Origin of the sequence: Burkholderia sp. SIMBA_062 (assembly GCF_046534765.1) — a bacterium.
GTDB lineage: Bacteria > Pseudomonadota > Gammaproteobacteria > Burkholderiales > Burkholderiaceae > Burkholderia > Burkholderia ambifaria.
The window spans coordinates 1-23696 of sequence record NZ_JAWRYD010000034.1; the positions used below are offsets into that span (position 1 = coordinate 1).

Below are 23696 nucleotides of genomic sequence, written 5' to 3' on the forward strand. Positions count from 1 at the left end.
CTGTAGCTCAGTTGGATAGAGTACTTGGCTACGAACCAAGGGGTCGTGGGTTCGAATCCTGCCAGCCGCGCCACCTTAGAAGGGCCTTCCTCCGGGAAGGCCCTTTTTCTTTGCCCACTCGTCCATGCTTCTTCCCGGCGATCGTCGCTCCCGCTCTGCTCGAGCCGAGCCGCCACCGCACCACGCCGCCCGGCCCGCGTCACCCATGAAAAACGGCGGCCCGTGGCCGCCGTCGTATCCCGCTCAGGCAACGCGTCGCGTCAGTAATCTTGGCGCTCGCGCTCGATGCGCATGCCGCCGTCGTGACGCGCATGCACGCTGTCGTCGGTCGAGCGCTCGCGCATGATCCGCATGACATCCGGATTGGTCCGCACGCGCCGCATCACGTTCGCCAGGTGCACGCGGTCGCTGACCTGGATCACGAAGCGCAGCACCGTCGATTCGTGCGTCAGATCCTCGTCCATTGCGATGTGGACGATGTTCGCGTCGGCCGACGTGATGTCCGCCGCCACGCGCGCGAAGATGCCCTTCGTGTTCTTCACGAGCGCCTTCACCGCCACGTCGAACAGGCGACCCGGCTGCGGCGCCCACTCGACGTCGATCCAGCGGCCCGGATCGCGGCGATGGATGCGCTGCGCGACACGGCAATCGGTCGTATGAATCGCCATCCCGAGGCCGATGCCGATATAGCCCATGATCGCATCGCCCGGAATCGGCCGGCAGCACGCCGACAGCTGCACGGACATCCCTTCGGTGCCGGTAATGACGACCGGCGGCGCATTGTGCGCGGGATGCCGCTCGGACTTCGGCAGATCGTCGTCCGCATCGCGGCCGCTCGTCAGCACCTCGATGCGCTTGGCCATCACCGCGGCAACGCGGCGGCCGAGGCCGATGTCCGCGAAGATTTCCTGGCGGCTCTTGTTGCCCGTCCACTGCACGAGCTTCTCCCATACTTCCGGCGCCACGTCGGCCAGCGCAAGCCCGTAACCCTTCAGGCTCTGGTCGACGAGCCGCTCGCCGAGCTGCACCGACTCGTTCAGGCGCATCGTCTTCAGATAGTGACGAATCGCCGAGCGTGCCTTGCCGGTGCGCACGAAACCGAGCCACGCGGGGTTCGGCTTCGAATACGGCGCGGTGATCACCTCGACGATGTCGCCGCTCTTCAGCTCGGTACGCAGCGGCAGCAACTCGTTGTTGATCTTCACGGCCACGCACTGGTTGCCGAGATCGCTGTGGATCGAATACGCGAAATCGAGCGCCGTCGCGCCGCGCGGCAGCGCCATGATCCGCGACTTCGGCGTGAACACGTAGACCGCATCCGGGAACAGGTCGATCTTCACATGCTCAAGGAATTCGCTCGAATCGCCGGCTTCGCTCTGGATGTCGAGCAGCGACTTCAGCCACTGGTGCGCGCGCTTCTGCACGTCGTTCAGATCGGCGCCGCCGTTCTTGTATAGCCAGTGCGCGGCCACGCCGGCCTCGGCGATCTCGTGCATCTTGCGCGTGCGCACCTGGAACTCGATCGGCGCGCCGAACGGCCCGACGAGCGTCGTGTGCAGCGACTGATAGCCGTTGATCTTCGGGATCGCGATGTAGTCCTTGAACTTGCCGGGCACGGGCTTGTACAGCGCGTGCAGCGCACCGATGCACGTGTAGCAGTCGAGCGGGCTCTCGACGACGACGCGAAAGCCGTACACGTCGAGCACCTGCGAGAACGACAGCTGCTTGTCGCGCATCTTGCGGTAGATGCTGTAGATCGTCTTTTCGCGGCCGGTGATCTCGGCGTCGATCTTCGCGTCGGTCATCGCGCGCTGCGCGGCCTCGAGGATCTTGCCGATCACTTCGCGGCGGTTGCCGCGCGCGGCCTTCACGGCCTTCTCGAGCGTCGCGTAGCGATGCGGGTTGAAATTCGCGAAGCTCATGTCCTGCAGCTCGCGATACGTGTTGTTCAACCCGAGGCGGTGCGCGATCGGCGCATAGATGTCGAGCGTCTCGCGTGCGACGCGGCGGCGCTTTTCCATCGGCACCGCGCCGAGCGTGCGCATGTTGTGCAGACGGTCGGCGAGCTTGACGAGGATGACGCGCACGTCGCGTGCCATCGCGAGCAGCATCTTGCGGAAGTTTTCCGCCTGCGCTTCCTCGCGGCTGCGGAACTCCATCTTGTCGAGCTTCGACAGGCCGTCGACGAGTTCGGCGACCTTCGGGCCGAAGCGTTCGGCCAGCTCGCTCTTGGTCACGCCCTGGTCTTCCATCACGTCGTGCAGGAGCGCTGCCATCACGGCTTGCGCGTCGAGCTTCCAGCCGGCGCAGATTTCCGCGACGGCGACGGGATGGGTGATGTAGGGTTCGCCGCTCTGGCGATATTGACCGAGGTGGGCTTCGTCGCTGAAGTGGAACGCCGCCTTGACCTCTTTGATTTCGTCCGGAGGGAGATACTCGGCCAGCACGGCCGTCAGTTTCGCGATCGAAACGACGCCGTGCTTGCGCGGCTGCTCCGGAGTGGCGGTCGGCCCGAACAGATGCCGGAAGGACTGTTCGAGGACCGCGTCGATGTACTGGCGCGCAGGCGACCGGGCCATGGCTTCGGTGGTCGAATCCGCGGAGGCGGACGATGGGGTGGTGCTCATATTCGCCTCCAGGTTGAGTCGTTGCGCGCGTGGATTACATGGCTGGAACGGGCCGGATGCGCGTTACACCGGCACCTTCTTCAACATCTCGACGCCGACGTGACCGGAAGCGATCTCGCGCAGCGCGACGACGGTCGGCTTGTCGCGGCTCTCGATCTTCGGCGTATGGCCTTGCGCGAGCTGCCGCGCGCGGTAGGTGGCGGCGAGCGCCAGTTCGAAGCGGTTGGGGATTTGCTTCAGGCAGTCTTCGACAGTAATGCGAGCCATGTTGGTAATTCCTTCTGAATATAGTCCTTATTCTACCTTATGTCCCTCTACCCCCGCGTCATTCCGCGTGGGGCAGATGGATGCCGAGCTCGATGAACAGCTCCGTGTGTCGCGCGTACTGCGAAGCAAAGCGCAGGCGCGTTGCCGTGACGATGCATTCGAGCTCGGCCAGCGCACGATCGAAATTCTCGTTGATCACGACGTATTCCGCCTCGGATGCGTGCGCCATCTCGCTGCCCGCGGCGAGCAGGCGTCGCGTGATCACGTTCGGCTCGTCCTGCCCGCGCTTCTTCAGGCGCTCCTCGAGCGCATCGAGCGACGGCGGCAGAATGAAAATGCCGACCGCGTTGCGGAACTGCTTCTTCACCTGCTGCGCGCCCTGCCAGTCGATCTCGAGCAGCACGTCGTGGCCGTTCATCATCTGCTCTTCGATCCAGACGCGCGACGTGCCGTAGTAGTTGCCGTGCACTTCGGCGCTCTCGAGGAATTCGTGCGCGGCGTGGCGCGCGCGGAAATCCTCGACGGTCGTGAAGTGGTAGTGCTGGCCGTCCTGCTCGCCCGGGCGCGGCTTGCGGGTCGTGTACGAAATCGACAGGCAGATGTCGCTGTCCTTCGACAGCAGCGCGTTCACGAGCGTCGACTTGCCGGCGCCCGACGGCGCGATGACCATGAACAGGTTGCCGGGATAGACGCCGCCGTGCAGCGCATGCGACGCGTGGCCGTCGCGGGTGAATTCGGTCATGTCAGCCTCCGCCGTGCCGCCCCGATAACACTCGCCGCCCCGTCGAGGGACAGCAAACGTAGTGAGGGTTGTTTCATCTCTTTACTCCAGGTTTTGCACTTGCTCGCGCATCTGCTCGATCAACAGCTTGAGCGCCATCGATGCGTCGGCCAGTTCCTTCGCCGCCGCCTTCGAGCCGAGCGTGTTCGCTTCGCGATTCAGTTCCTGCATCATGAAGTCGAGACGCTTGCCGACGCGGCCGCCCTTCTCGATCACGTGACGCGTTTCGTTCAGATGCGCGGTGAGTCGCGACAGCTCTTCCGCGATGTCGATCCGGATGCCGTACATCGTCACTTCCTGACGAATGCGTTCCGCGGCTTCCTCGCGCGTGACGATCGCGGCGCTGCCTTCGGGCGCCGCGAGGCCGAGCGCTTCCTGCAGCCGCTCGACGATCTTCTGCTGATGCTTCGCGATCAGCTCCGGCACGAGCGGCGTGATGCGCGCGACGATCGCTTCCATTTCGGTGACGTTCGACAGCAGCATCGTCGCCAGTTGCGCGCCTTCGCGCGAACGCACGACGACGAGTTCGCCGATCGCCTCCTTGCCGCACGCGAGCACCGCATCGCGGATCGCATCCGCCGACACGCCGCTCTCGGCGAGCACGCCGGGCCAGCGCAGGATCTCGCCCGCGCGCAGGCGGCCGACACCCGGGAACGCATCGAGCACCGAGCGCTCGAGCTCGGCGAGCTGGCCGAGCGCCGACTGGTTCAGCGCGCCTGCGCCGATGCTCTGCTCGCCGCGCTGCAGGTTGATGCGCACATCGACCTTGCCGCGCGACAGCTTGTTCATCAGCATTTCGCGCAGCGCGGATTCGCACGCGCGCACGTCGTCCGGCATGCGGAAATTCAGGTCGAGGAAGCGCGAGTTCACGGTGCGCAGTTCAACCGACACGCTGGTGCCGCCGTTGCCGGTGGCCGTCGCGAGTTCGCGCGTCGCGCTCGCATAGCCCGTCATGCTGTAGATCATGGTTCGTCTCGCCGTCTGGGTGCCCTTGCGGGCGGGAATATGTCGAGGCGCCCGGCGCATTGCAAGGCGCGGGGCGGGAAGCGCGCATTATCCCATTTTTGCACCCTACCCCGCCGGGCAACGCTGCCGTTCGGCGCTAAAATCGGGGTTTCCTCTTCCGTCCACGATTCCCCCATGACGTCTTCCCTGTCCCGCCCGAGCGGCCGTCGCGCCGACGAACTGCGCAAGGTCGCGCTCACGCGCCATTACACGAAACACGCCGAAGGCTCGGTCCTGGTCGAATTCGGCGACACCAAGGTGATCTGCACCGCGAGCGTCGCCGAACGCGTGCCCGAATTCCTGCGCGATCGCGGTCAGGGCTGGCTGACGGCCGAATACGGGATGCTGCCGCGTGCGACGCACACGCGCAGCGACCGCGAGGCCGCACGCGGCAAGCAGACGGGCCGTACGCAGGAAATTCAGCGCCTGATCGGCCGCGCGCTGCGCGCGGTGTTCGATCTCGACGCGCTCGGCCCGCGCACGATCCATATCGACTGTGACGTGATCCAGGCCGACGGCGGCACACGCACGGCGAGCATCACCGGCGCCTTCGTCGCCGCGCACGACGCCGTGTCGAAGCTGATCGCGGCCGGCAAGCTCGCGCGCTCGCCGATCACCGATCATGTCGCCGCGATCTCGGTCGGCGTGTACGAAGGCGTGCCATTGCTCGACCTCGACTATGCGGAAGATTCGCGCTGCGACACCGACATGAACGTCGTGATGACGGGTGCCGGCGGCTTCGTCGAAGTCCAGGGCACCGCCGAAGGCGTGCCGTTCTCGCGCGCCGAGATGAACGCGCTGCTCGACCTCGCGCAAAGCGGGATCGGCGAGCTCGTGCAGTTGCAGAAGGACGTGCTGGGCGCCGGCCATGTCTGACGATCGCACCCTCGCGCCGTTCTCGCGCATCGTGCTCGCGTCGAACAACGCCGGCAAGCTGCGCGAATTCACCGCGCTGTTCTCGACGGTCGGCATCGAGATCGTGCCGCAGGGCGACCTGGCCGTGCCCGAGGCGGAAGAGCCGTTCGGCACGTTCATCGAGAATGCGCTGACGAAAGCGCGGCATGCGTCGCGGCTCACCGGCCTGCCGGCGATTGCCGACGATTCCGGCCTGTGCGTGCGCGCGCTGCGCGGCGCACCGGGCGTCTATTCGGCACGCTACGCGCAGCGCGCGGGTCGCGACGCGGGCGACGCGGCGAACAATGCGTACCTCGTCGAGCAGTTGCGGGGCGTCGACGACCGGCGCGCATACTATTGCTGCGTGCTCGCGCTGGTGCGCCACGCGGACGATCCCGAACCGCTGTTCGCCGAAGGTCGCTGGGCGGGCGAGATCGTCGACACGCCACGCGGCGAGCACGGATTCGGCTACGACCCGTATTTTTACCTGCCGTCGCTCGGCGCGACGGCGGCCGAGCTCGAGCCGGCCGTGAAGAACACGCACAGCCATCGCGCGCTCGCGCTGAAGGCGCTGCTCGCTCGGCTCGCAGAGGAACCCGCATGATCGTCTTCGTCACGCATTCGCAGCCGGAGGCCGCATGAGCCAGGCGGCGGAAACCGGCGCGCGCGTCGTCGCGACGTTCACGTCGCCCGGGCAGGTGCGGCTCACGTCGCTGCCGCCGCTCGCGCTGTACGTGCATTTTCCGTGGTGCGTGCGCAAGTGCCCGTACTGCGATTTCAACTCGCACGAGTGGAAAGGCGAGCGATTTCCGGAAACCGAATATCTCGACGCGCTGCGTGCCGATCTCGAGCAGGCGCTGCCGCTCGTCTGGGGCCGGCAGGTGCATACGGTGTTCATCGGCGGCGGCACGCCGAGCCTGCTGTCCGCAGGCGGGCTCGACCGGCTGCTGTCCGACGTGCGCGCGCTGCTGCCGCTCGATGCGGACGCCGAGATCACGCTCGAGGCGAACCCGGGCACGTTCGAGGCCGCGAAGTTCGCGCAGTTTCGGGCGAGCGGCGTGAACCGCCTGTCGGTCGGCATCCAGAGCTTCAACGAAGGCCATCTGAAAGCGCTCGGCCGCATTCACGACACCGCGCAGGCTCGCGCGGCCGTCGAGATCGCCGCGAAGACATTCGACAACTTCAACCTCGACCTGATGTTCGCGCTGCCGAACCAGTCGCTCGACGAATGCCGGACGGACATCGAGACCGCGCTGTCGTTCGCGCCGCCGCATCTGTCGCTGTATCACCTGACGCTCGAGCCGAACACGATGTTCGCGAAGTTTCCGCCCGCGGTGCCCGACGACGACGCGTCGGCCGACATGCAGGAATGGATTCACGAACGCACGGCCGAGGCCGGTTACGGACGCTACGAAGTGTCCGCTTACGCGAAGCCGAATCATCAGTGCAAGCACAACCTGAACTACTGGCGCTTCGGCGACTATCTCGGGATCGGCGCGGGCGCGCACACGAAGCTGTCGTTCCCGAACCGGATCCTGCGGCAGGCGCGCTACAAGCATCCGGCGACCTTCATCGAACAGGCGATGGCCGGCACGCCGGTGCAGGAGGAGCGTGAAGTCGGCGCGCGCGACCTGCCGTTCGAGTTCATGCTGAACACGCTGCGGCTCGTCGAGGGCTTCCCCGTGCACAGCTTCGTCGAACGCACCGGCCTGCCGATCGGCACGATCGAGCCGGCACTCAAGGAAGCGGAGCGGCGCGGGCTGATCACGCGCGATTTCGCGCAGATCGCGCCGACGCCGCTCGGCCAGCGTTTCCTCAACGACCTGCAGGAATTGTTCCTGCGCGACGACTGAAGCGGAACGAAGCGGCATTTCGGTTACAATGCGGCCTCGTGTGGAAGCGTGGCCGAGCGGTTTAAGGCACCGGTCTTGAAAACCGGCGACGGGAAACCGTCCGTGAGTTCGAATCTCACCGCTTCCGCCACGCGTTCGCCAAACCCCGTCCATTCCTCGAATGACGGGGTTTTTGTTTGTCCGCCGCCCGCCGTCCGCAGCGCGCGGTGGCCCACCCGCCTGCCGACACGTCCCGCCGGATGCCGTTACAATCCGCCGCTCCGATTCGCGAAACGGGAAACCCACGTCATGAAGCCCTTCATCGCCTCGTCGCTCGTCGCCCTGCTGGCCGCCGTCAGCACGCACGCAGCGGCCGCCGATTCCGCCTCCGGCGCCGACGCGCAAACGCCGTCGTGCGCGATCGCGTACGTGAAAGGCGTCGGCGGCTCGCCGCGCGGCCTGCGCGAATATCTCGCGAGCCCGACGCCGTACAACTACCTGAAGGAAAACGAGCTCCAGTGCAAGGTGTCGGATGACGGACGCGCGTCGAACTGCACCGGCGTCACGTATATCCGCAACGAGCAGGTCAGCGTGTACGACGATTCCGACCCGACGACGCTGACGGTCGTCGCGCCGGTGGAACTCGATCATGGTCAGAAGTATCCGGTGATTCTCGTCGTACAGCGCAAGGACGCGCGCTGCACGCGGTAACGCGCGACCCGGCACGCTCGACTTCGCAGGCCATGCGCACAAGCCTCACGGGCCGCGCCGCCATCGCCTAGAATTCGATCAGCACGGCGACACGACCGCCGCCGCGACTCGATGCCGCCCGCGCCATCCGTGCGAGCGGCACACGGAGACCGCCATGACCGAACTGTCGACCGCGACGGATCACGTCGATTACGAAGGCTTCGAGATCCACGTCGTGCCGGGCCTCGCCCCCGGCAGCGACATGCGTTACACCTACACCGGCTATGTCTGCCATCCTGGCGTGAATCCCGCGCTGCCCGATCATGCGGTGCCCTTCCACGCGGACGGCGAGGAAAGCTACGCGAGCGTCGACGAAGCGGTTCGGGAAGCCGTGCACATCGGCAAGAGCATCATCGACGGCACGCATCCGGACCTGTCCGTTCTGTCGCTCGTGACGCACGGCTACTGAGCGGGGCCCGCCGCATTCATCGCTGCCGCCGCGCGCGACTCGCGTGCACGCAACGCGCGCCCGCACCGTCACATGTCGCATCACATCGCGACACCGGGCGGTCCGCCGCGCGCCGTCATCCGCGAATCGCCACGTCGCGGCGCGCGCCTTATGCGTTTCTCCCGATAACACGTCGTGCACGGACGTCTATCATTTTTTTATCGTCACCCTCCGGCACTTCCCCCTGCCGGCACTTCCCATGTTCTCTCTTCCCCGCCCTCGCGTCGACCGGCCGCGCGTTGTCGCGCTGGTCGCCGCCACGATGCTTGCCGCCTGCACGATCACGCCGCCGCCGTCGCTGCACTCGGTCGTGACCATCCCGTCGATCACGCGTAGCGGGAATCTCGCCCAGTACCGCGTGGAAGTCGCGCGGTGCGTCGCCGAGCACAATCCGTCCGGCGTGTCGCGCGGGACGCCGCAGGCGATGCTGCGCTCGCTCGTCGTCGTCGCGTTCACCGTCGATCGCAGCGGCCGCCTCGTCAACGCATCCGTCTATCGCAGCAACGGTGACAGCGAAGCGGAAGCGCTCGCGCTCGCGTCGCTGCGCCGCTCGGCACCGCTGCCGGCACCGCCATCGAAACTGCTGGACGGCAATGGCCGGATCGAGATGATGGAAGGCTGGCTGTTCAACGACGACGGCCGCTTCCAGTTGCAAAGCACCGCATCGGCGCAGGCGCAATCGCTCGACTGAGCCCGCGCCGCCCGCGATTGCCGCTATGTCGCGGCGCTGGCTATAATTTTCCCCAATCGCGCGGCCATCCTCCCGCGCGCGCGTTCGTACGCCGCACCCGGCATGCGAGCCGACCATGCCGGCACCGGGCGGCGGCGACTATCCGTCTCCATCGTCGACCGGCGGGCGACGTCCGCGCCACGGCGCGCGCGTCCACACCGCTACCGCATCATCCGCTCGGCGGCTCTTCCGGCAGGCGCCTGCCTGCCCGAGCGCACGCCCAGCCGACCGCCCCAACGACAAATCGGAGACATCCATGTCCGCATCTCCCCCGGCCGTTGCACACGCAACCGGTTCGGCCGGCGCCGCCGTCAGCCACCGGCGCATCGTGTTCGCGAGCTTCATCGGCACCGCGATCGAGTTCTACGACTTCTACGTGTACGCGACCGCCGCGGCGCTCGTCATCGGTCCCGTGTTCTTTCCGCATGGCTCCGCGACCGCGCAGGCGCTGTCCGCATTCGTCACGTTCGGCATCGCGTTCATCGCACGGCCGATCGGCTCGTTCCTGTTCGGCCACTTCGGCGACCGCATCGGCCGCAAATCGACGCTCGTCGCGTCGCTGCTCGTCATGGGTGTGTCCACCACCGCGATCGGCTTCGTGCCCGGCTACGACACGATCGGCGCGCTCGCGCCGGTGCTGCTGTGCGTGCTGCGCTTCGGTCAGGGGATCGGCCTCGGCGGCGAATGGGGCGGCGCGGCGCTGCTCGCGACCGAGCACGCGCCGCAAGGCAAGCGCGGCTGGTTCGGGATGTTCCCGCAGCTCGGCCCGTCGGTCGGCTTCCTGATGTCGAACGGGCTGTTCTTCGCGCTCGCGCTGTCGCTGTCCGACGAACAATTCCGCAGCTGGGGCTGGCGCATCCCGTTCCTCGTCAGCGCGGTGCTCGTCGTGCTCGGCCTGTACGTGCGGCTGAAGATCACCGAGACGCCGGCGTTCCAGGCCACGCTCGATCGCAACGAGCGCGTGCGCGTGCCGGTCGCGACGCTCGTCTCGCAACACTGGCGGCCGACGCTGCTCGGCGCGCTCGCGATGGTGGTCTGCTACACGCTGTTCTATATCTCGACGGTGTTCTCGCTGTCGTACGGCGTATCGACGCTGCATATTCCGCGCCAGAGCTTGCTCGGCCTGCTGTGCTTCGCGGTGGTCTTCATGGGGCTCGCGACGCCGCTGTCGGCATGGGCGTCGGACCGCTTCGGGCGCAAGCCGGTGCTGATCGTCGGCGCGATCGCCGCGCTGCTGTCCGGCTTCGCGATGGAGCCGCTGCTCGGCAGCGGTTCGATGCCGCTCGTCGCGCTGTTCCTGATGCTCGAGCTGTTTCTGATGGGCGTGACGTTCGCGCCGATGGGCGCGCTGCTCCCCGAGCTGTTCCCGACCAACGTCCGCTATACGGGCGCGGGCGTCTCGTACAACCTCGGCGGGATCCTCGGCGCGTCGATCGCGCCGTACATCGCGCAGTTGCTCGCCGCGCACGGCGGCCTGTCGTGGGTCGGCGGGTACGTGTCGGTCGCGGCGGCGATCAGCCTGATCGGCGTGCTGCTGATGCGCGAAACCCGCGACGCATCGCTCGTCTGAGCCTCCGGGGCGCCGCCGGTTGTGCAGCGGGCGGCGCTGCCTATACTCGACCGTGGGGGCGTCGTTGCGCGCCCACGGGAATCCTCCCCAAAGAAGCCGCCGCGATGAACATCCGCCTCGACAACGCTGACCTCATTCTGATCCTGGCGCTCGCGCTGGGTGGCGCGCTGCTGCTCGCGGCGCGCTTCCGGCCGAAAACCTGGCGCGGCCTGCTGCTCGACGCGCTGCTCGCCAATCTGGCGGCGATTGCCGCGGTGGTCGCGTTCGAAACGCTGCTCGCCTGAACCGGGCGGCTTCGCTTCCGCGCGGCCGGGTCACGCGAATCGCCGGCGCTAGGCCGTCAGCTGCGCGGGCCGTGCGGCATAGGCCGGTGCGACCGCATCGATCGCATCGAGGGCCTGCGTAACCGACGGCGGCGCCCCCGGCTCGCCGATCGACAGCGCATTCGGTGCACCGCCAATCCCGCAATGGTGGCGCGACGTCGCGACGAAAATCATCACGGTCGGCCGCTGCAGCGCGTGCGCCATGTGCACGAAGCCGGTGTCGACGCCCACCACGAGCGCGGCCCGGCCGATGGCCGCGCCGAGTTCGCGCACCGACATCGCCGGCAGCACGATCGCGCCCGGCGCGCGCGCGGCAATGTCCCGCGCGTCGTCATGTTCGGCGGGCGACCCCCACGGCAACAGCACGCGCACGCCGCGCGCCATCATCCGGGTGGCCAGCGCGGCCCAGTGGTCGGCCGGCCATTTCTTGTCCGGATTGGAAGTCGCATGAAACAGCAGCATGAACGGCGTGCCGTCGGTCACGGCGGGCGGCAGGCTCGCGTCCTGCGGCGGGACGATCCCGTACGCGGCGATGCCGTCGGGCACATAGCCCAGCGCCTCCCCGGCGCTCACGCGCATCCCGTGCCATGCGTCGCAGTCCGGCCTGGGGCCGAAGCGATGCGAATACGCAAAACGGGCGCCCGTCTCGCCGAGATCCTGCGTCTGGTAGCCGACGCGGCGCGCGGCGCGCGCGAGTACCGAGATGATCGCGCTCTTGTAGACGCCGTGCAGATCGATGACCGCATCGTAGCGGTGCGCGCGCAACGCGCCGATCGACGCGGAGATCGCCTTCAGGTCGCCGCGGTTGCGCAGCTTCTTGAACCGCCGCAGCGGCGCGCACAGCACATTGCTCACGCCCGGGTGCCAGCGCACCACCTCCGCGCAGGATTCGTCGACGGCCCAGTCAACCGTCACGCCGGGAAAGGCGCGATGGAGGTCCGCGACGACAGGCAGCGTCTGGACGACGTCGCCGAGCGACGTCACTTTCACGATGAGGATGCGTTTCACGTTCTTTGTGGGAAATGTCGGACCATTGCGCCATGCTAACGACGCTTGGCGGGTACAAACATTACCTCTACATTACATTTGCAACAAAATGCATCGTTTTTGTGAAGATTTGTCGAGCCCCGCATCCGGTTCTTTTTATAATGCATTCTTTGCCCTCCGGCCCGCCGCCGATGCAACGCTCCACCGTTCCCACGCTGTTTCCCGCCCTCACCCGCCGCTCGCTGCGGATCTGGCGGCAGTACGGTGTGTTCTGGCTCGGCGCGATCGCCGTGGGCCTCGCGGCCGTGCTGTACGCGCGGCTGATCGACTGGGGCTACGACACGTTTCGCACGCTGCGCGAGCACGCCGCATGGCTGCCGCTGCTGCTCACGCCGTCGATCGCCGCGGCATCCGTATGGATGACGCGCCGCTTCTTTCGCGGCGCGGAGGGCAGCGGGATCCCACAGGTCATCGCGACACTGCATGCGAGCCCGGGCACGTTCGGCGCGCGACTGCTCACGCTGCGGATCCTGTTCGGCAAGGTCCTGATCTCGTTCCTGGGGATCCTCGGCGGCTTCACGATCGGCCGCGAAGGCCCGACCGTGCAGGTGGGCGCGGCGCTGATGTTCAACCTGCGGCGCTTCTACCCGCGCTCGAACGCGCAGATCGAGCGGCAGCTCGTGCTCGCCGGCGCGGCGGCCGGCCTGTCGGCCGCGTTCAATACGCCGCTCGCCGGGATCGTGTTTGCAATCGAGGAACTGACCCGCAGCTTCTCCGCGCGCGCAAGCGGCGTGCTGATCACCGCGATCATCCTCGCCGGTGTCGTCGCATTGGGCCTGAACGGCAATTACACGTATTTCGGCACGATCGACGCCGGCCAGCATTTCCCGAAAATGCTCGCGGTCGCCGTGCTCGTCACCGCGCTCGTGACCGGCGTCGCGGGCGGCCTGTTCAGCTGGCTGCTGCTCAATACCGGGCGCTGGCTGCCCGCGCGCCTGCTCGGCCTGTATCGCGAGCGCCCGATCGCGTTCGCGGCGGTGTGCGGCTTCGTGATCGCCGTCGTCGGCATCGTGTCCGGCGGGACGACGTTCGGCAGCGGCTATGCCGAGGCACGCGGCCTGCTCGACGGCCACGAACAGCTGTCGGTGCTCTATCCGTTCCTGAAGATGGTGTCGATGGTCGCGTCGTACCTGCCGGGCATCCCGGGCGGGATCTTCGCGCCGTCGCTGTCGATCGGCGCCGGGTTCGGCAACCTGCTGCACATCGCGTTCAGCCACATGAGCTTGCCGATGCTGATCGCGCTGGCGATGGTCGGCTACCTCGCGGCCGTCACGCAGTCGCCGATCACGTCGTTCGTGATCGTGATGGAGATGATCAACGGCCACGCGCTGGTGATTTCGCTGATGGCGACCGCGCTGGTGTCGAGCCGCATGGCGCGCTTCTTCGCGCCGCCGCTCTACGAAACGCTCGCGCAGCGCTATCTCGCGCCGCCCGCGGCCGCCGTCGAACCTGCGCGCGCAGCGGCGCCGGCGGCGACAACCGGCGTCACCGAGCCGCAGGACGCGGCCGCAGCGCCCGCCGATCCGCTCGACACGCTGCGCGAAGGGGATGGCCGCGAGCCGGACACCGCGGCGGCCGATACCAACACGGACACCGGTGCCACGCACACGCCGGCGACGCCGCACGACGGCGGCCGGCCGGCATCCGGCGCGAACGGCCCGGCGCAACCGGGCCCGCGCGACACTCAGTAGATCACCACCGGCGCCGGCCGATAGTAGACAGGCCGGGCCGGCACGACGATACAGCCGGCGAGCGTGATCGCGACGAGCGCAATGGCAATGACGGTTCGTTTCATCGCACGCGCTCCGTCAAGCCCAGTGGCCGCGGGTCCAGAACCAGTTCGGGCCGCGCTGATGCCAGTGGCCCGGCACCCAGTGCATGCCGACACGCTCGGCTTCCCAGTGGCCACCGATCCACACGTAGCGACCATGATCCCAGCGCCAGTGACCGCGCTCCCACACATAGCCGACGCGCGCGTCGGGCACGACCTCGTAGCGCACGGCCGGCGGCGCGTTCGGCGCGACGACGACGACTTCCTCGGCAGGCGCGGCCACCGGTTCGGCGACGACCATCCGGCCCGATTGCACCAACACCGGCGCGCCGACGAGGATCTCGTCCGCGCGTACAGCGAGCGGCGCGGCGACGGCTGACAGGCCCGCGGCGAACAGCGCGAGCGAAACGATACGACGTTGAACAACAGAGACAGCCATCACAACCTCCTGATTGAGAAATGACGCGAGCGACGCGAGCGTATTCGTTCAATGCGGGAGGTCGACCAACGGCCGACAGACACCGTGTTACGGCGAGCCCGAAAGTGCAACAGGGCGTAAGACGCGCACGGCGGCATGCGCCGCCGTGCGGAGAGAGACCGACAAAAGTCAGGCTTGCGGGATCTCGATCTTCACTTCGAGGACTTCGAGATCGTCCTGGCGCTCGAGGCTCACGCGGATGTCGTCGTTCGAAATACGGACGTACTTCGAGATGACCGCGACCAGCTCCTTCTGGAGCGCCGGCAGGTAATCGGCCGGTGGCCGGCCGCCGACCCGCTCGTGCGCGATGATGAGCTGCAGGCGCTCCTTCGCGACCGATGCGGACTTCTTCTTCTCACCGAGGAGAAACGAAAGGATGGACATGGGCGGCCTCCGTTACTTGCTGCCGAAGAGGCGCTGCAGCAGGCCCGGCTTCTGGTAATCGGTGAAGCGCAGCGGCTTGTCCTCGCCGAGGAAGCGAGCGACGACGTCCTTGTACGCTTCCGCCACGTCGGTGCCGTCGATATGCACGGCTGGCAGACCCTGGTTCGATGCGTGCAGCACGGCTTCCGATTCGGGCACCACGCCGATCAGCTTGATGCGAAGGATCTCGCTGATGTCCTCGAGCGACAGCATCTCGCCTTCGCTCACGCGCTTCGGGCTGTAACGCGTGATCAGCAGGTGCTCCTTGATCGGATCCTTGCCTTCGGTCGCGCGCTTCGTCTTCGACGACAGGATGCCGAGAATGCGGTCCGAGTCGCGCACCGACGACACTTCCGGGTTCGTGACGATCAGCGCCTCATCGGCGAAGTACATCGCATGCAGCGCACCGGCTTCGATCCCGGCCGGCGAATCGCAGACGATGAAGTCGAAGTCCATCGCGACCAGGTCGTTCAACACCTTCTCGACGCCGTCGCGCGTGAGCGCATCCTTGTCGCGCGTCTGCGACGCCGGCAGGATGTACAGGTTCTCGCACTTCTTGTCCTTGATCAGCGCCTGGTTCAGGTTCGCTTCGCCCTGGATCACGTTGACGAGGTCGTACACCACGCGCCGCTCGCAGCCCATGATGAGATCGAGGTTGCGCAGGCCAACGTCGAAGTCGATCACGGCCGTCTTGTGGCCACGCAGCGCGAGGCCCGACGCGAAGCTCGCGCTGGTCGTCGTCTTGCCTACGCCGCCCTTGCCCGAAGTCACCACGATGATTTTTGCCATTTACCCAATACCCTGTGTTCGTCAATGAGAGCCGATCGATCCGGCGTGCGCGGCGTGAATCACGTCAGGCGCAGCGGTTCGATCATCAGTTTTTCCTCTTCGAGCCGGATCTGCACCGCTTTGCCCAGTATGTCGGCGGGCAACGGGTTCTCGGTCGTTCGATAGATACCCGCGATTGAAATCAGTTCCGGTTCGAGACACGTGCAGAAAATGCGCGCGTCGTGATTGCCGTGCACGCCCGCGAGTGCGCGGCCGCGCAACGGCGCGTAGATGTGGATGTTGCCTTCCGCGATGATCTCGGCGCCGTGACTGACCGGCGCAAGCACCACGAGGTCCCCTTTCGCGTAAATCTGCTGCCCCGAACGCAGCGGCCGATCGATCACCAGCGTCTGGCCGCCCGCCGAAATCTGCGTCGGTGCGGGCTCCGGCGCCGGTTCGGCCGCCGCAACGGCCTCGGCAACGACAGGCGCCGGCTCCGCTTCGTCGGCCGGCTTCGCGGCCGACACGCGGCGATCGCGCGCCTCCAGCAACGGCAGACCGGCTTCCCCCGCCCAGCCCTGCGTGGCCAGCGCCACGACGCCCACCGGGCGCATCCGCACGTCGTTCAGCATCTGGCGGATGTCGGCGAGCGCGACGCGTTCGCCGTCCGCGAGGCGGCGGACGTCGATCGCGACGACATCGTCGGCAAAAAACTCGGGAGTCGCTTCGAAGCGCTTGACCAGTTCGGTACGCAACGCATCGAGATCGGTCGTCTTCACGGTGAACAGCAACGTATCGACCGATCCGCTGCGCAGCTCGAAGAATGGCGATTTTTTAAGCGACATGGACACTCTGCAAAAAATTTTTGCGTATTTTACAGGCGTCCACGCGTGCAGCCATCATTTTTGGGAAACCAGGCCGCGGCGAACGCGCGACCAGAAGGGGGGCAGTGGGACGGGCGACCGGGCCATCATTGCGCCGTGCGGCCCGCACGTTCATGCGTCAGGGTGTGTTGAAGTGCGACACGAACAACGACTTCATCGCGCCGGGCATGCGCGCGATTGGTGCATGCTCGCCCGTGTTGCCGAAACCCGCGCGTTCGTAGAAACGGATGGCGTTGCGGTTCGCATCGGCGATCCATGCATAGACGTCCTGTGCACCGCGTTCGGCCAGCCACGCGGTGGCCGTTTCCAGCAACAGCACGCCGCCGCGCAGATGACGGACCGCGTGCGCGACCCACAGCTCGCTGACGAACGCGCGCCGCTCGGGCGTATTGTCGAAATACGCGCCGATCATGCCGGCCGGATGGCCTTCGGTGTACAGCAGGAAAGTCGTCGACTCGTCGGACGTGGCGCGCAGCGCGGCGATGGCCGCCGCCGCGTCGGCATCGACGTTCAGCAATTCGGCCTCCGGCGCTTCGCCGGGCGCGTAGGGCTCACGCAATGACGCGGCGCGGAGTTCGCGATACACGCGGCCCTGGTCGGCAGCGATACGACGAACGGTCAAGGTCGAACTCATGCAGGCACAGCCCCCTTCGGACAGCAAGCTACTAGCTTCAACCGAAAGCGGGGCATGAGTCAAATCGTTATTTTCAAATGACAGCGCGGATCGAAAGGCAACGGATGTCGCGCTGGCGCGGGTGTGCAGATGCAGCATTGGCGCGGCGATGCGCAGTGAGGTATGGCGAGCGAGCCACAAGGGCGGACATGTCGCCCTCCTCGCCTTGTCATGTATGGGATTCATGTGGCGCGCGTCCTGCATTTGATCGCCGCGACCGTAATCGTTCGTAACATATGTACGAAAAAGGACTGGCGCGCCGCACGTCGTTGAGCCGCACTTATTGCATTGCAACATTCGTTGCGAAGCTGGCCACTGGAGGCACGCGAGCATCACAACCTACATTCCTCTGACGAGACCCCGGCCGCACGGCTGGATCGGGCCGCGTGGGCCTGTTTCAATCACCCCCTTGCCGGCCCTTCCCGACCCGCGTCATCGGCAGCCCGCCGTTTGGAGTTTCATGCCTAGCGCCGGAGTTTGGAAAGCGTGCGCGACGGTCGTATAACTGGCACAACCGGGCCACCGATCCGGTGCCGCGCGCCGTGTCGCGGACCAACGACGATTCGAACGACGATAAACGTGCACGTGTGGCCGCCGCGCCCGCAAGCGCAGGAGCCGGCCCCGAAAGGAGGGAGACAATGGCAATGACCGACGAATCGGCCTCGGGCTGGTCGGATGGCAAGCGTTATCTGTGGCTGCTCGGTGCGGTGACGATCACGCTGCCGATCTTCTCGGCCCAGCTTGCGTTGTCGACGGGCCTTCACCTGTTCTGGTGGTTCGGCCCGCTGTTCGCGTTCGGCGTGATTCCGATCCTCGACACGCTGATCGGCGGCGATCGCGACAATCCGCCCGAAGCCGTCGTCCCGCACCTCGAACGGGCGCGCTACTACCGCTACATCGTCTATCTCGCGACGCTGGTCGAATACATCGCGTTCTTCATGTGCGTGTGGATCGTCGGCACGCATGCGCTCGCGTGGTATGACTACGTCGGCTTCGCGCTGTCGCTCGGCGCCGCGACGGGCATCTCGATCAACACCGCGCACGAACTCGGGCACAAGACCAGCCGCTTCGAACGCTGGCTCGCGAAAGTCACGCTCGCGCCGGTTGCGTACGGGCATTTCTTCGTCGAGCACAACCGCGGCCATCACGTGCGCGTCGCGACCGCCGAGGACCCGGCGAGCGCGCGCTACGGCGAATCGTTCTGGGCCTTCCTGCCCCGCACGGTCACGGGAAGCATCCGCTCGGCCTGGCGGCTCGAAACAGCGCGCCTCGAACGGCTCGGGCATTCGCCATGGACCTGGCGCAACGAGGTCCTGCATGCGTGGGCGATGACCGTCGTCGTGTGGGGCATCGCGATCGCGATGGCCGGCAAGGTCGTGATTCCGTTCCTCGTGATCCAGGCCGTATACGGCGCGTCGCTGCTCGAAGTCGTCAACTACGTCGAGCACTACGGGCTCGGCCGTCGCAAGCTGCCGAACGGACGCTACGAACGCTGCGCGCCGCAGCATTCGTGGAACAGCAATCACGTCGTCACCAACCTGTTCCTGTATCAACTGCAGCGGCACGCCGACCATCACGCGAACCCGACGCGCTCGTACCAGGCGCTGCGCCACTTCGACGACTCGCCGCAACTGCCGGCCGGCTACGCGACGATGATCCTGTTCGCCTATGTGCCGCCGCTCTGGTATCGCGTGATGAATCCGCGCGTCGTCGCGCACTACGGCGGCAACATGGCGCAATCGAACATCAAGCCGTCGATCCGCGCTCGCGTGCTCGCGCAGTATTCGGCGGCGGCGTGATGCAAGACCGCGCGGCCGCACTCGGCGATATCGTCACGCGGCTTGCGGCAGCCTGAACACGGCGACCGCGTGCCGCAGCGCGCTCGCCTGTTCGGCCAGCGCCTGCGTCGCGGCCGACGCCTGTTCGACCAGCGCCGCATTGCGCTGCGTCGCTTCATCCATCTGCGTGACCGCGACGTTCACCTGCTGGATGCCGCCGCTCTGCTCCTGCGATGCGGACGAGATCTCGCCGACGCTCGTGCGGTCTCCCCCGTACCCCGGCATCGACGCAGCCGTGCTCATGAAACCGGCGACCCAAACGAAAAACCCCGTGATCCTTTCGGATCACGGGGCTTCGTATTTTGGCGGAGAGGGTGGGATTCGAACCCACGGTACGGGGAAACCGTACGCCTGATTTCGAGTCAGGTACATTCGACCACTCTGCCACCTCTCCTTCCTTGCTACATCTCGCGGCTGGTCGTTTCCGCGAGAAAAAGATTATAAGACGATCGTTTCCTCGCTGACAAGCCCTTTCGGCAAATTTTTTGCGCGGGGTTTGAAGGCCGCGTTACGACGCCTGTGCAGGCGCGTCGATTCGCTCCATGCCGCCCATGTACGGACGCAGTGCTTCCGGCACCGTGACCGAACCGTCGGCATTCTGGTAGTTCTCGAGCACCGCGACGAGCGTGCGTCCGACCGCGAGGCCCGAGCCGTTCAGCGTATGCACGAGTTCCGGCTTGCCCTGCGCATTGCGGAAACGCGCCTGCATCCGGCGCGCCTGGAACGCCTCGGTGTTCGAGCAGCTCGAGATCTCGCGATAGGTGTTCTGCGCGGGCAGCCACACTTCGAGGTCGAACGTCTTCGCGGCCGAGAAACCCATGTCGCCCGTGCACAGCGTGATCACGCGGTACGGCAGGCCGAGCTTCTGCAGGATCGCTTCCGCGTGGCCGACCATCTCGTCGAGCGCCGCGTACGATGCGTCGGGAGCAACGACCTGCACCATCTCGACCTTGTCGAACTGGTGCTGGCGGATCATCCCGCGCGTGTCACGGCCGTACGAGCCGGCTTCCGAGCGGAAGCACGGCGAATGCGCGGTCAGCTTGATCGGCAGCGCGGAGCCTTCGACGATCGATTCGCGCACGGTGTTCGTCAGCGAAATCTCGGACGTCGAGATCAGGTATTGCGTGATCGTGTTCTCGCCGCCACCCTTCTCGACGCGGAACATGTCGTCCGCGAACTTCGGCAGCTGGCCCGTGCCGTACAGGATCTCGGGATTCACGATGTACGGCGTGTACGTCTCGCTGTAGCCGTGCTGCAGCGTGTGCGTGTCGATCATGAACTGCGCGAGCGCGCGGTGCAGGCGTGCGATCGAGCCGCGCAGCATCGTGAAGCGTGCGCCGGCGAGCTTCGCGCCGGTTTCGAAATCGAGACCGAGCGGCGTGCCGACGTCGACGTGATCCTTCACCGCGAAGTCGAACTGGCGCGGCGTGCCCCAGCGGCGCACCTCGACGTTGTCGGCTTCGTCGTTGCCGACCGGCACGCTTTCGTGCGCGATGTTCGGCATGCCCAGCATCAGGTCGGACAGGCGCGTCTGGATCTCGCCGAGCTTGACCTCCGACGCCTTCATCTCGTCGCCGATCCCGCCGACTTCGGCCATCACGGCCGACGTGTCCTCGCCCTTCCCCTTCATCGCGCCGATCTGCTTCGACAGGCTGTTGCGGCGCGCCTGGAGCTCTTCGGTACGGGTCTGGATCGCGCGGCGTTCCGCTTCAAGGGCGGAAAACGCGGCGACGTCGAGGGTGTAGCCGCGATCGGCGAGGCGCTTCGCGACGCCGTCGAGGTCTTTGCGCAGCAACTGGATGTCGAGCATGGGAGGACTTGGGAAATCGTTGTGTAAGACGGGAATTCTAACGCACCGCGCGCTCGCCACGGCACTGGCCGGAAGGACAGTGCCGCAAACGCGCGACAGACGTGGCAGTATCGCATTGTCGGCCTGCGCGTCGGCAGCCGGCGAAGCACGTCGTGCAGCGCCGCCGCGCAGCGCGCGACAACCGCGCCGGCCGGGCGTCACGCGGCGGGCCACGCACCCGCCTTCGCATCACCATCACCAGAGGGAACCCGATGGCCATCGAGCTGGACAAGGATGTCCGCGACCGCGCGATCGCGTCGCTGCAACGCTATTTCACAGAAAACATGGACGAGCCGATCGGCAACATCCAGGCCGGCGCGCTGCTGCACTTCTTCGTCGAGGAAATCGCGCCGGCGATCTACAACCTCGCGATCGCCGATGCGCAGGAGCGCCTGCACGCACGGGTCGCCGAACTCGACATCGAATGCCACGCGGAGCCGTTCGAGTACTGGAAGAAGCAGCCGGGCCGCAAGCGCTGACGCAGCCGGCACCGCGCCCGCCGCCGCGTGTGGCCGGTCAGTCCTTCTTGCCGGCCTCGCGGTCGAGTTCGCGCAGCCACGCGAGCTTGTCGGCGATCTTCGATTCGAGCCCGCGCGGCACCGGCTTGTACCAGCGCGGCTCGCGCACGCCTTCCGGCAGGTAGGTCTCGCCAGCCGCATAGGCGTTCGGCTCGTCGTGCGCGTAGCGATACGCATGACCGTAGCCGAGTTCCTTCATCAGCTTGGTCGGCGCATTGCGCAGATGCACGGGCACCTCGCGCGACTTGTCCTGCTTCACGAACGCCATCGCCTGGTTGAACGCGTTGTAGCCCGCGTTGCTCTTCGCCGCGCACGCGAGATAGATCACCGCCTGCCCGAGCGCCAGCTCGCCTTCGGGGGAGCCGAGCCGCTCGTAGGTCTCGGCCGCGTCGTTCGCCACCTGGAGCGCGCGAGGGTCGGCCAGGCCGATGTCTTCCCACGCCATCCGCACGATGCGGCGCGCGAGATATTTCGGATCCGCGCCGCCGTCGATCATCCGGCAGAACCAGTACAGCGCGCCGTCCGGGCTCGAACCGCGCACCGACTTGTGCAGCGCCGAGATCTGGTCGTAGAAATTGTCGCCGCCCTTGTCGAAGCGCCGCGCGTTCAGCGTCATCGCGCTGCTGACGAAATCGGCATCGATGGTCGTGATTCGGGAGGACGAAGCGGCCGTCTGCGCCTGCTCGAGCAGGTTGAGGAAGCGCCGCGCATCGCCGTCCGCATAACCGATGAGCGTATCGACCGCCTTGTCGTCGAACGCGAGGCCGTCGAGCGCGATTTCCTGCGCACGCTTGAGCAGCTGACGCATCTCGTCGTCGTTCAGCGACTGCAGCACGTACACCTGCGCGCGCGACAGCAGCGCCGAGTTGACTTCGAAGCTCGGATTCTCGGTCGTCGCGCCGATGAAGGTCACGAGGCCCGACTCGACGAACGGCAGCAGCGCATCCTGCTGCCCCTTGTTGAAGCGGTGGATTTCGTCGACGAACAGGATCGTGTGGCGGCCGGTGCGGTTCAGCGTGTCCTTCGCCTGCTCCATCGACTCGCGGATGTCCTTCACGCCGCCGAGCACCGCGGACAGCGCGATGAATTCGCAGTCGAACGCGAGCGCGGTAAGACGCGCGAGCGTCGTCTTGCCGACGCCGGGCGGCCCCCACAGGATCATCGAATGCGGCTTGCCGGATTCGAACGCGAGCCGCAGCGGCTTGCCTTCGCCCAGCAGGTGCGTCTGGCCGATCACCTCGGCGAGCGTCTTGGGCCGCAGCGCCTCGGCGAGCGGCCGGCGCGGCTCGACTTGAAACAGGTCGGACATGAACCCTCGCTCCAGATCAGACAATGGCGGCCGAACGGGCCGCCGGACCCAATATTATGACAGCCGCGCGACTGCGCCGCCGTGGCCTGCGGCTGGTGCCCGCGGCGGGTGCCCGCGCCCGGTGCCCGCGCCCCCAAACAACACGGGCCTGCCGTTGCCGGCAGGCCCGTGTCGGGACAACGGTGCGACGCCGTCAGCCGTTGATCACGTCCGCGCCCTTCGGCACGACGAACTTGAACGTATCACCCTTCAGCGGCGGATTCGTCTGGATGTTCGTGAACGTGAGCAACGTGACGTTGCCGAACACGTCGTGCAGTTCCATCGCAGCGAGCGTGCCGTTGCGGAAACCGATGCCGATCCGCTGGAACTGCGTGTCCTGCGCCTTCGGCAACATCTCGAGCCAGTCGATCCCGCCCTTCTCGCCCGCATCGCGCAGCGTGTAGTTCTTGTCGAGATCGTTGCTGCCGAACAGGATCGCGGCCGGGCTCGCGCCCAGCGCGCCGTTCAGCTTGCGCTCTGTGACCTGGTTCAGGTCGCGGTCGTACACGTAGAGCTTGTCGCCGTCGGCCTGCAGCACCTGCTGGTACGGCTTCTGGTACGTCCAGATGAACTTGCCCGGACGCGAGAACATGAACGTGCCGCTCGAATTGTCGTTCGGCTTCGGCGCGGCCTGCGCGGCACTCGCGCCCTTGCTCGGCGCCTTGACGATCTGCTGCGTGAATTCGCCCTTCGCCGAACGCACCTGCGACACGAATGCCTTCAGTTGCTCGGTGCCGCTCGCGAACGCGTGCGTCGCCGCGAGCATCAGCGATGCGCCGGCGAGCGCCGCGCCCAGCCAGCGCCGCGTCGAACGAAGGGACAATGCGAACGAATGTTGCTGCATATTGCGGTTTTCTCCGTGGGTGGCCGGC

Annotated in this window: 24 protein-coding genes, 2 tRNA genes and 1 pseudogene; 12 read left to right on the forward strand and 15 right to left on the reverse strand. The window is 66.6% G+C overall.

The window, feature by feature from the left end; translation table 11 throughout:
* Window positions 1–260: 260 nt before the first annotated feature.
* From SB786_RS28520 to SB786_RS28535, 4 genes are all read right to left on the reverse strand, one after another.
* On the reverse strand, window positions 261–2627 hold the full coding sequence (locus tag SB786_RS28520; protein ID WP_006756190.1) for a RelA/SpoT family protein: 2367 nt from the start codon (window positions 2625–2627) through the stop codon (window positions 261–263).
* A gap of 63 nt (window positions 2628–2690) precedes the next feature.
* Window positions 2691–2894 (reverse strand): DNA-directed RNA polymerase subunit omega, encoded by a 204-nt coding sequence (rpoZ, locus tag SB786_RS28525; protein WP_006756189.1) that lies wholly within the window; start codon window positions 2892–2894, stop codon window positions 2691–2693.
* A gap of 58 nt (window positions 2895–2952) precedes the next feature.
* Complete coding sequence (gene gmk, locus SB786_RS28530) at window positions 2953–3636, reverse strand: guanylate kinase (protein WP_006750850.1); 684 nt, start codon at window positions 3634–3636, stop codon at window positions 2953–2955.
* Window positions 3637–3717: 81 nt separating this feature from the next.
* Complete coding sequence (locus SB786_RS28535; RefSeq protein ID WP_006756187.1) at window positions 3718–4641, reverse strand: YicC/YloC family endoribonuclease; 924 nt, start codon at window positions 4639–4641, stop codon at window positions 3718–3720.
* 174 nt (window positions 4642–4815) lie between these two features.
* On the opposite strand from SB786_RS28535, the gene rph reads away from it, so the two are divergent.
* The 9 genes from rph (at window position 4816) to SB786_RS28580 (ending at window position 11188) form a co-directional block, all read left to right on the forward strand.
* The gene (gene rph, locus SB786_RS28540) at window positions 4816–5556 is read left to right on the forward strand and encodes a ribonuclease PH (protein WP_410730404.1); all 741 of its coding nucleotides are present in this window, start codon (window positions 4816–4818) and stop codon (window positions 5554–5556) included.
* Window positions 5549–6178 carry an RdgB/HAM1 family non-canonical purine NTP pyrophosphatase gene (rdgB, locus tag SB786_RS28545; protein ID WP_006756185.1) on the forward strand — a complete coding sequence of 210 codons (630 nt, stop codon included), beginning with the start codon at window positions 5549–5551 and terminating at the stop codon, window positions 6176–6178. The genes rph and rdgB overlap by 8 nt, the downstream gene beginning before the upstream one ends.
* Before the next feature lie 34 nt (window positions 6179–6212).
* Complete coding sequence (hemW, locus tag SB786_RS28550; protein WP_006756184.1) at window positions 6213–7427, forward strand: radical SAM family heme chaperone HemW; 1215 nt, start codon at window positions 6213–6215, stop codon at window positions 7425–7427.
* Window positions 7428–7469: 42 nt separating this feature from the next.
* Window positions 7470–7557, forward strand: a tRNA-Ser gene (locus tag SB786_RS28555).
* A gap of 158 nt (window positions 7558–7715) precedes the next feature.
* Window positions 7716–8117, forward strand: coding sequence for a hypothetical protein (locus tag SB786_RS28560; protein WP_006756183.1), 402 nt, complete (start codon window positions 7716–7718; stop codon window positions 8115–8117).
* Window positions 8118–8271: 154 nt separating this feature from the next.
* Entirely contained in the window at window positions 8272–8565 is a 294-nt protein-coding gene (locus tag SB786_RS28565; RefSeq protein ID WP_410730405.1) for a hypothetical protein, read from the forward strand.
* A 238-nt stretch (window positions 8566–8803) separates the two neighbouring features.
* Window positions 8804–9295, forward strand: coding sequence for an energy transducer TonB (locus tag SB786_RS28570; protein ID WP_410730406.1), 492 nt, complete (start codon window positions 8804–8806; stop codon window positions 9293–9295).
* 295 nt (window positions 9296–9590) lie between these two features.
* A complete protein-coding gene (locus SB786_RS28575; protein ID WP_410730407.1) occupies window positions 9591–10904 on the forward strand; it encodes an MFS transporter in 1314 nt (437 codons plus the stop codon).
* A gap of 104 nt (window positions 10905–11008) precedes the next feature.
* Entirely contained in the window at window positions 11009–11188 is a 180-nt protein-coding gene (locus SB786_RS28580; protein WP_410730408.1) for a hypothetical protein, read from the forward strand.
* 48 nt (window positions 11189–11236) lie between these two features.
* On the opposite strand, the gene waaC is transcribed toward SB786_RS28580, so the two are convergent.
* Complete coding sequence (gene waaC / locus SB786_RS28585) at window positions 11237–12235, reverse strand: lipopolysaccharide heptosyltransferase I (RefSeq protein WP_410730409.1); 999 nt, start codon at window positions 12233–12235, stop codon at window positions 11237–11239.
* Window positions 12236–12405: 170 nt separating this feature from the next.
* On the opposite strand from waaC, the gene SB786_RS28590 reads away from it, so the two are divergent.
* The gene (locus SB786_RS28590) at window positions 12406–13965 is read left to right on the forward strand and encodes a chloride channel protein (protein WP_410730410.1); all 1560 of its coding nucleotides are present in this window, start codon (window positions 12406–12408) and stop codon (window positions 13963–13965) included.
* A 117-nt stretch (window positions 13966–14082) separates the two neighbouring features.
* Here SB786_RS28590 and SB786_RS28595 read toward each other — a convergent pair whose 3' ends face one another.
* The 5 genes from SB786_RS28595 to SB786_RS28615 form a co-directional block, all read right to left on the reverse strand.
* Window positions 14083–14484, reverse strand: coding sequence for a YXWGXW repeat-containing protein (locus SB786_RS28595; RefSeq protein ID WP_410730411.1), 402 nt, complete (start codon window positions 14482–14484; stop codon window positions 14083–14085).
* Between the two features lie 168 nt (window positions 14485–14652).
* Window positions 14653–14907, reverse strand: coding sequence for a cell division topological specificity factor MinE (gene minE / locus SB786_RS28600; RefSeq protein WP_006750836.1), 255 nt, complete (start codon window positions 14905–14907; stop codon window positions 14653–14655).
* Window positions 14908–14919: 12 nt separating this feature from the next.
* Entirely contained in the window at window positions 14920–15735 is an 816-nt protein-coding gene (gene minD, locus SB786_RS28605) for a septum site-determining protein MinD (protein ID WP_006750835.1), read from the reverse strand.
* A 59-nt stretch (window positions 15736–15794) separates the two neighbouring features.
* A complete protein-coding gene (gene minC, locus SB786_RS28610; RefSeq protein WP_105831597.1) occupies window positions 15795–16559 on the reverse strand; it encodes a septum site-determining protein MinC in 765 nt (254 codons plus the stop codon).
* A gap of 157 nt (window positions 16560–16716) precedes the next feature.
* Window positions 16717–17370 (reverse strand): GNAT family N-acetyltransferase, encoded by a 654-nt coding sequence (locus SB786_RS28615; protein ID WP_229061854.1) that lies wholly within the window; start codon window positions 17368–17370, stop codon window positions 16717–16719.
* A 539-nt stretch (window positions 17371–17909) separates the two neighbouring features.
* Between SB786_RS28615 and SB786_RS28620 the strand changes: the two genes are divergently transcribed.
* Window positions 17910–19070: an alkane 1-monooxygenase gene (locus tag SB786_RS28620; protein WP_410730412.1), complete on the forward strand. Its 1161-nt coding sequence runs from the start codon at window positions 17910–17912 to the stop codon at window positions 19068–19070.
* Window positions 19071–19103: 33 nt separating this feature from the next.
* Here the strand turns inward: SB786_RS28620 and SB786_RS28625 are convergent.
* The 3 genes and pseudogenes from SB786_RS28625 to serS form a co-directional block, all read right to left on the reverse strand.
* A pseudogene (locus tag SB786_RS28625) lies at window positions 19104–19310 on the reverse strand (methyl-accepting chemotaxis sensory transducer); the annotation flags it as partial.
* A 102-nt stretch (window positions 19311–19412) separates the two neighbouring features.
* Window positions 19413–19503: transfer RNA gene (locus tag SB786_RS28630), tRNA-Ser, on the reverse strand.
* A 114-nt stretch (window positions 19504–19617) separates the two neighbouring features.
* On the reverse strand, window positions 19618–20919 hold the full coding sequence (serS, locus tag SB786_RS28635; RefSeq protein WP_410730413.1) for a serine--tRNA ligase: 1302 nt from the start codon (window positions 20917–20919) through the stop codon (window positions 19618–19620).
* A gap of 251 nt (window positions 20920–21170) precedes the next feature.
* On the opposite strand from serS, the gene SB786_RS28640 reads away from it, so the two are divergent.
* Window positions 21171–21437, forward strand: a complete 267-nt coding sequence (locus tag SB786_RS28640; RefSeq protein WP_006750829.1) for a DUF2164 domain-containing protein — start codon at window positions 21171–21173, stop codon at window positions 21435–21437.
* Window positions 21438–21474: 37 nt separating this feature from the next.
* Here SB786_RS28640 and SB786_RS28645 read toward each other — a convergent pair whose 3' ends face one another.
* Window positions 21475–22785, reverse strand: a complete 1311-nt coding sequence (locus SB786_RS28645) for a replication-associated recombination protein A (protein WP_410730414.1) — start codon at window positions 22783–22785, stop codon at window positions 21475–21477.
* 193 nt (window positions 22786–22978) lie between these two features.
* Window positions 22979–23668, reverse strand: coding sequence for an outer membrane lipoprotein chaperone LolA (gene lolA, locus SB786_RS28650; protein ID WP_410730415.1), 690 nt, complete (start codon window positions 23666–23668; stop codon window positions 22979–22981).
* Window positions 23669–23696: the final 28 nt, after the last annotated feature.

Bases quoted from the DNA above. Each gene is read 5' to 3' on its own strand.
- SB786_RS28520 (WP_006756190.1), bottom strand. From the start codon at position 2,627: ATGAGCACCACCCCATCGTCCGCCTCCGCGGATTCGACCACCGAAGCC.
- rpoZ (WP_006756189.1), bottom strand. From the start codon at position 2,894: ATGGCTCGCATTACTGTCGAAGACTGCCTGAAGCAAATCCCCAACCGC.
- gmk (WP_006750850.1), bottom strand. From the start codon at position 3,636: ATGACCGAATTCACCCGCGACGGCCACGCGTCGCATGCGCTGCACGGC.
- SB786_RS28535 (WP_006756187.1), bottom strand. From the start codon at position 4,641: ATGATCTACAGCATGACGGGCTATGCGAGCGCGACGCGCGAACTCGCG.
- rph (WP_410730404.1), top strand. From the start codon at position 4,816: ATGACGTCTTCCCTGTCCCGCCCGAGCGGCCGTCGCGCCGACGAACTG.
- rdgB (WP_006756185.1), top strand. From the start codon at position 5,549: ATGTCTGACGATCGCACCCTCGCGCCGTTCTCGCGCATCGTGCTCGCG.
- hemW (WP_006756184.1), top strand. From the start codon at position 6,213: ATGAGCCAGGCGGCGGAAACCGGCGCGCGCGTCGTCGCGACGTTCACG.
- SB786_RS28560 (WP_006756183.1), top strand. From the start codon at position 7,716: ATGAAGCCCTTCATCGCCTCGTCGCTCGTCGCCCTGCTGGCCGCCGTC.
- SB786_RS28565 (WP_410730405.1), top strand. From the start codon at position 8,272: ATGACCGAACTGTCGACCGCGACGGATCACGTCGATTACGAAGGCTTC.
- SB786_RS28570 (WP_410730406.1), top strand. From the start codon at position 8,804: ATGTTCTCTCTTCCCCGCCCTCGCGTCGACCGGCCGCGCGTTGTCGCG.
- SB786_RS28575 (WP_410730407.1), top strand. From the start codon at position 9,591: ATGTCCGCATCTCCCCCGGCCGTTGCACACGCAACCGGTTCGGCCGGC.
- SB786_RS28580 (WP_410730408.1), top strand. From the start codon at position 11,009: ATGAACATCCGCCTCGACAACGCTGACCTCATTCTGATCCTGGCGCTC.
- SB786_RS28590 (WP_410730410.1), top strand. From the start codon at position 12,406: ATGCAACGCTCCACCGTTCCCACGCTGTTTCCCGCCCTCACCCGCCGC.
- SB786_RS28595 (WP_410730411.1), bottom strand. From the start codon at position 14,484: ATGGCTGTCTCTGTTGTTCAACGTCGTATCGTTTCGCTCGCGCTGTTC.
- minE (WP_006750836.1), bottom strand. From the start codon at position 14,907: ATGTCCATCCTTTCGTTTCTCCTCGGTGAGAAGAAGAAGTCCGCATCG.
- minD (WP_006750835.1), bottom strand. From the start codon at position 15,735: ATGGCAAAAATCATCGTGGTGACTTCGGGCAAGGGCGGCGTAGGCAAG.
- minC (WP_105831597.1), bottom strand. From the start codon at position 16,559: ATGTCGCTTAAAAAATCGCCATTCTTCGAGCTGCGCAGCGGATCGGTC.
- SB786_RS28615 (WP_229061854.1), bottom strand. From the start codon at position 17,370: ATGCTGCATCTGCACACCCGCGCCAGCGCGACATCCGTTGCCTTTCGA.
- SB786_RS28620 (WP_410730412.1), top strand. From the start codon at position 17,910: ATGGCAATGACCGACGAATCGGCCTCGGGCTGGTCGGATGGCAAGCGT.
- serS (WP_410730413.1), bottom strand. From the start codon at position 20,919: ATGCTCGACATCCAGTTGCTGCGCAAAGACCTCGACGGCGTCGCGAAG.
- SB786_RS28640 (WP_006750829.1), top strand. From the start codon at position 21,171: ATGGCCATCGAGCTGGACAAGGATGTCCGCGACCGCGCGATCGCGTCG.
- SB786_RS28645 (WP_410730414.1), bottom strand. From the start codon at position 22,785: ATGTCCGACCTGTTTCAAGTCGAGCCGCGCCGGCCGCTCGCCGAGGCG.
- lolA (WP_410730415.1), bottom strand. From the start codon at position 23,668: ATGCAGCAACATTCGTTCGCATTGTCCCTTCGTTCGACGCGGCGCTGG.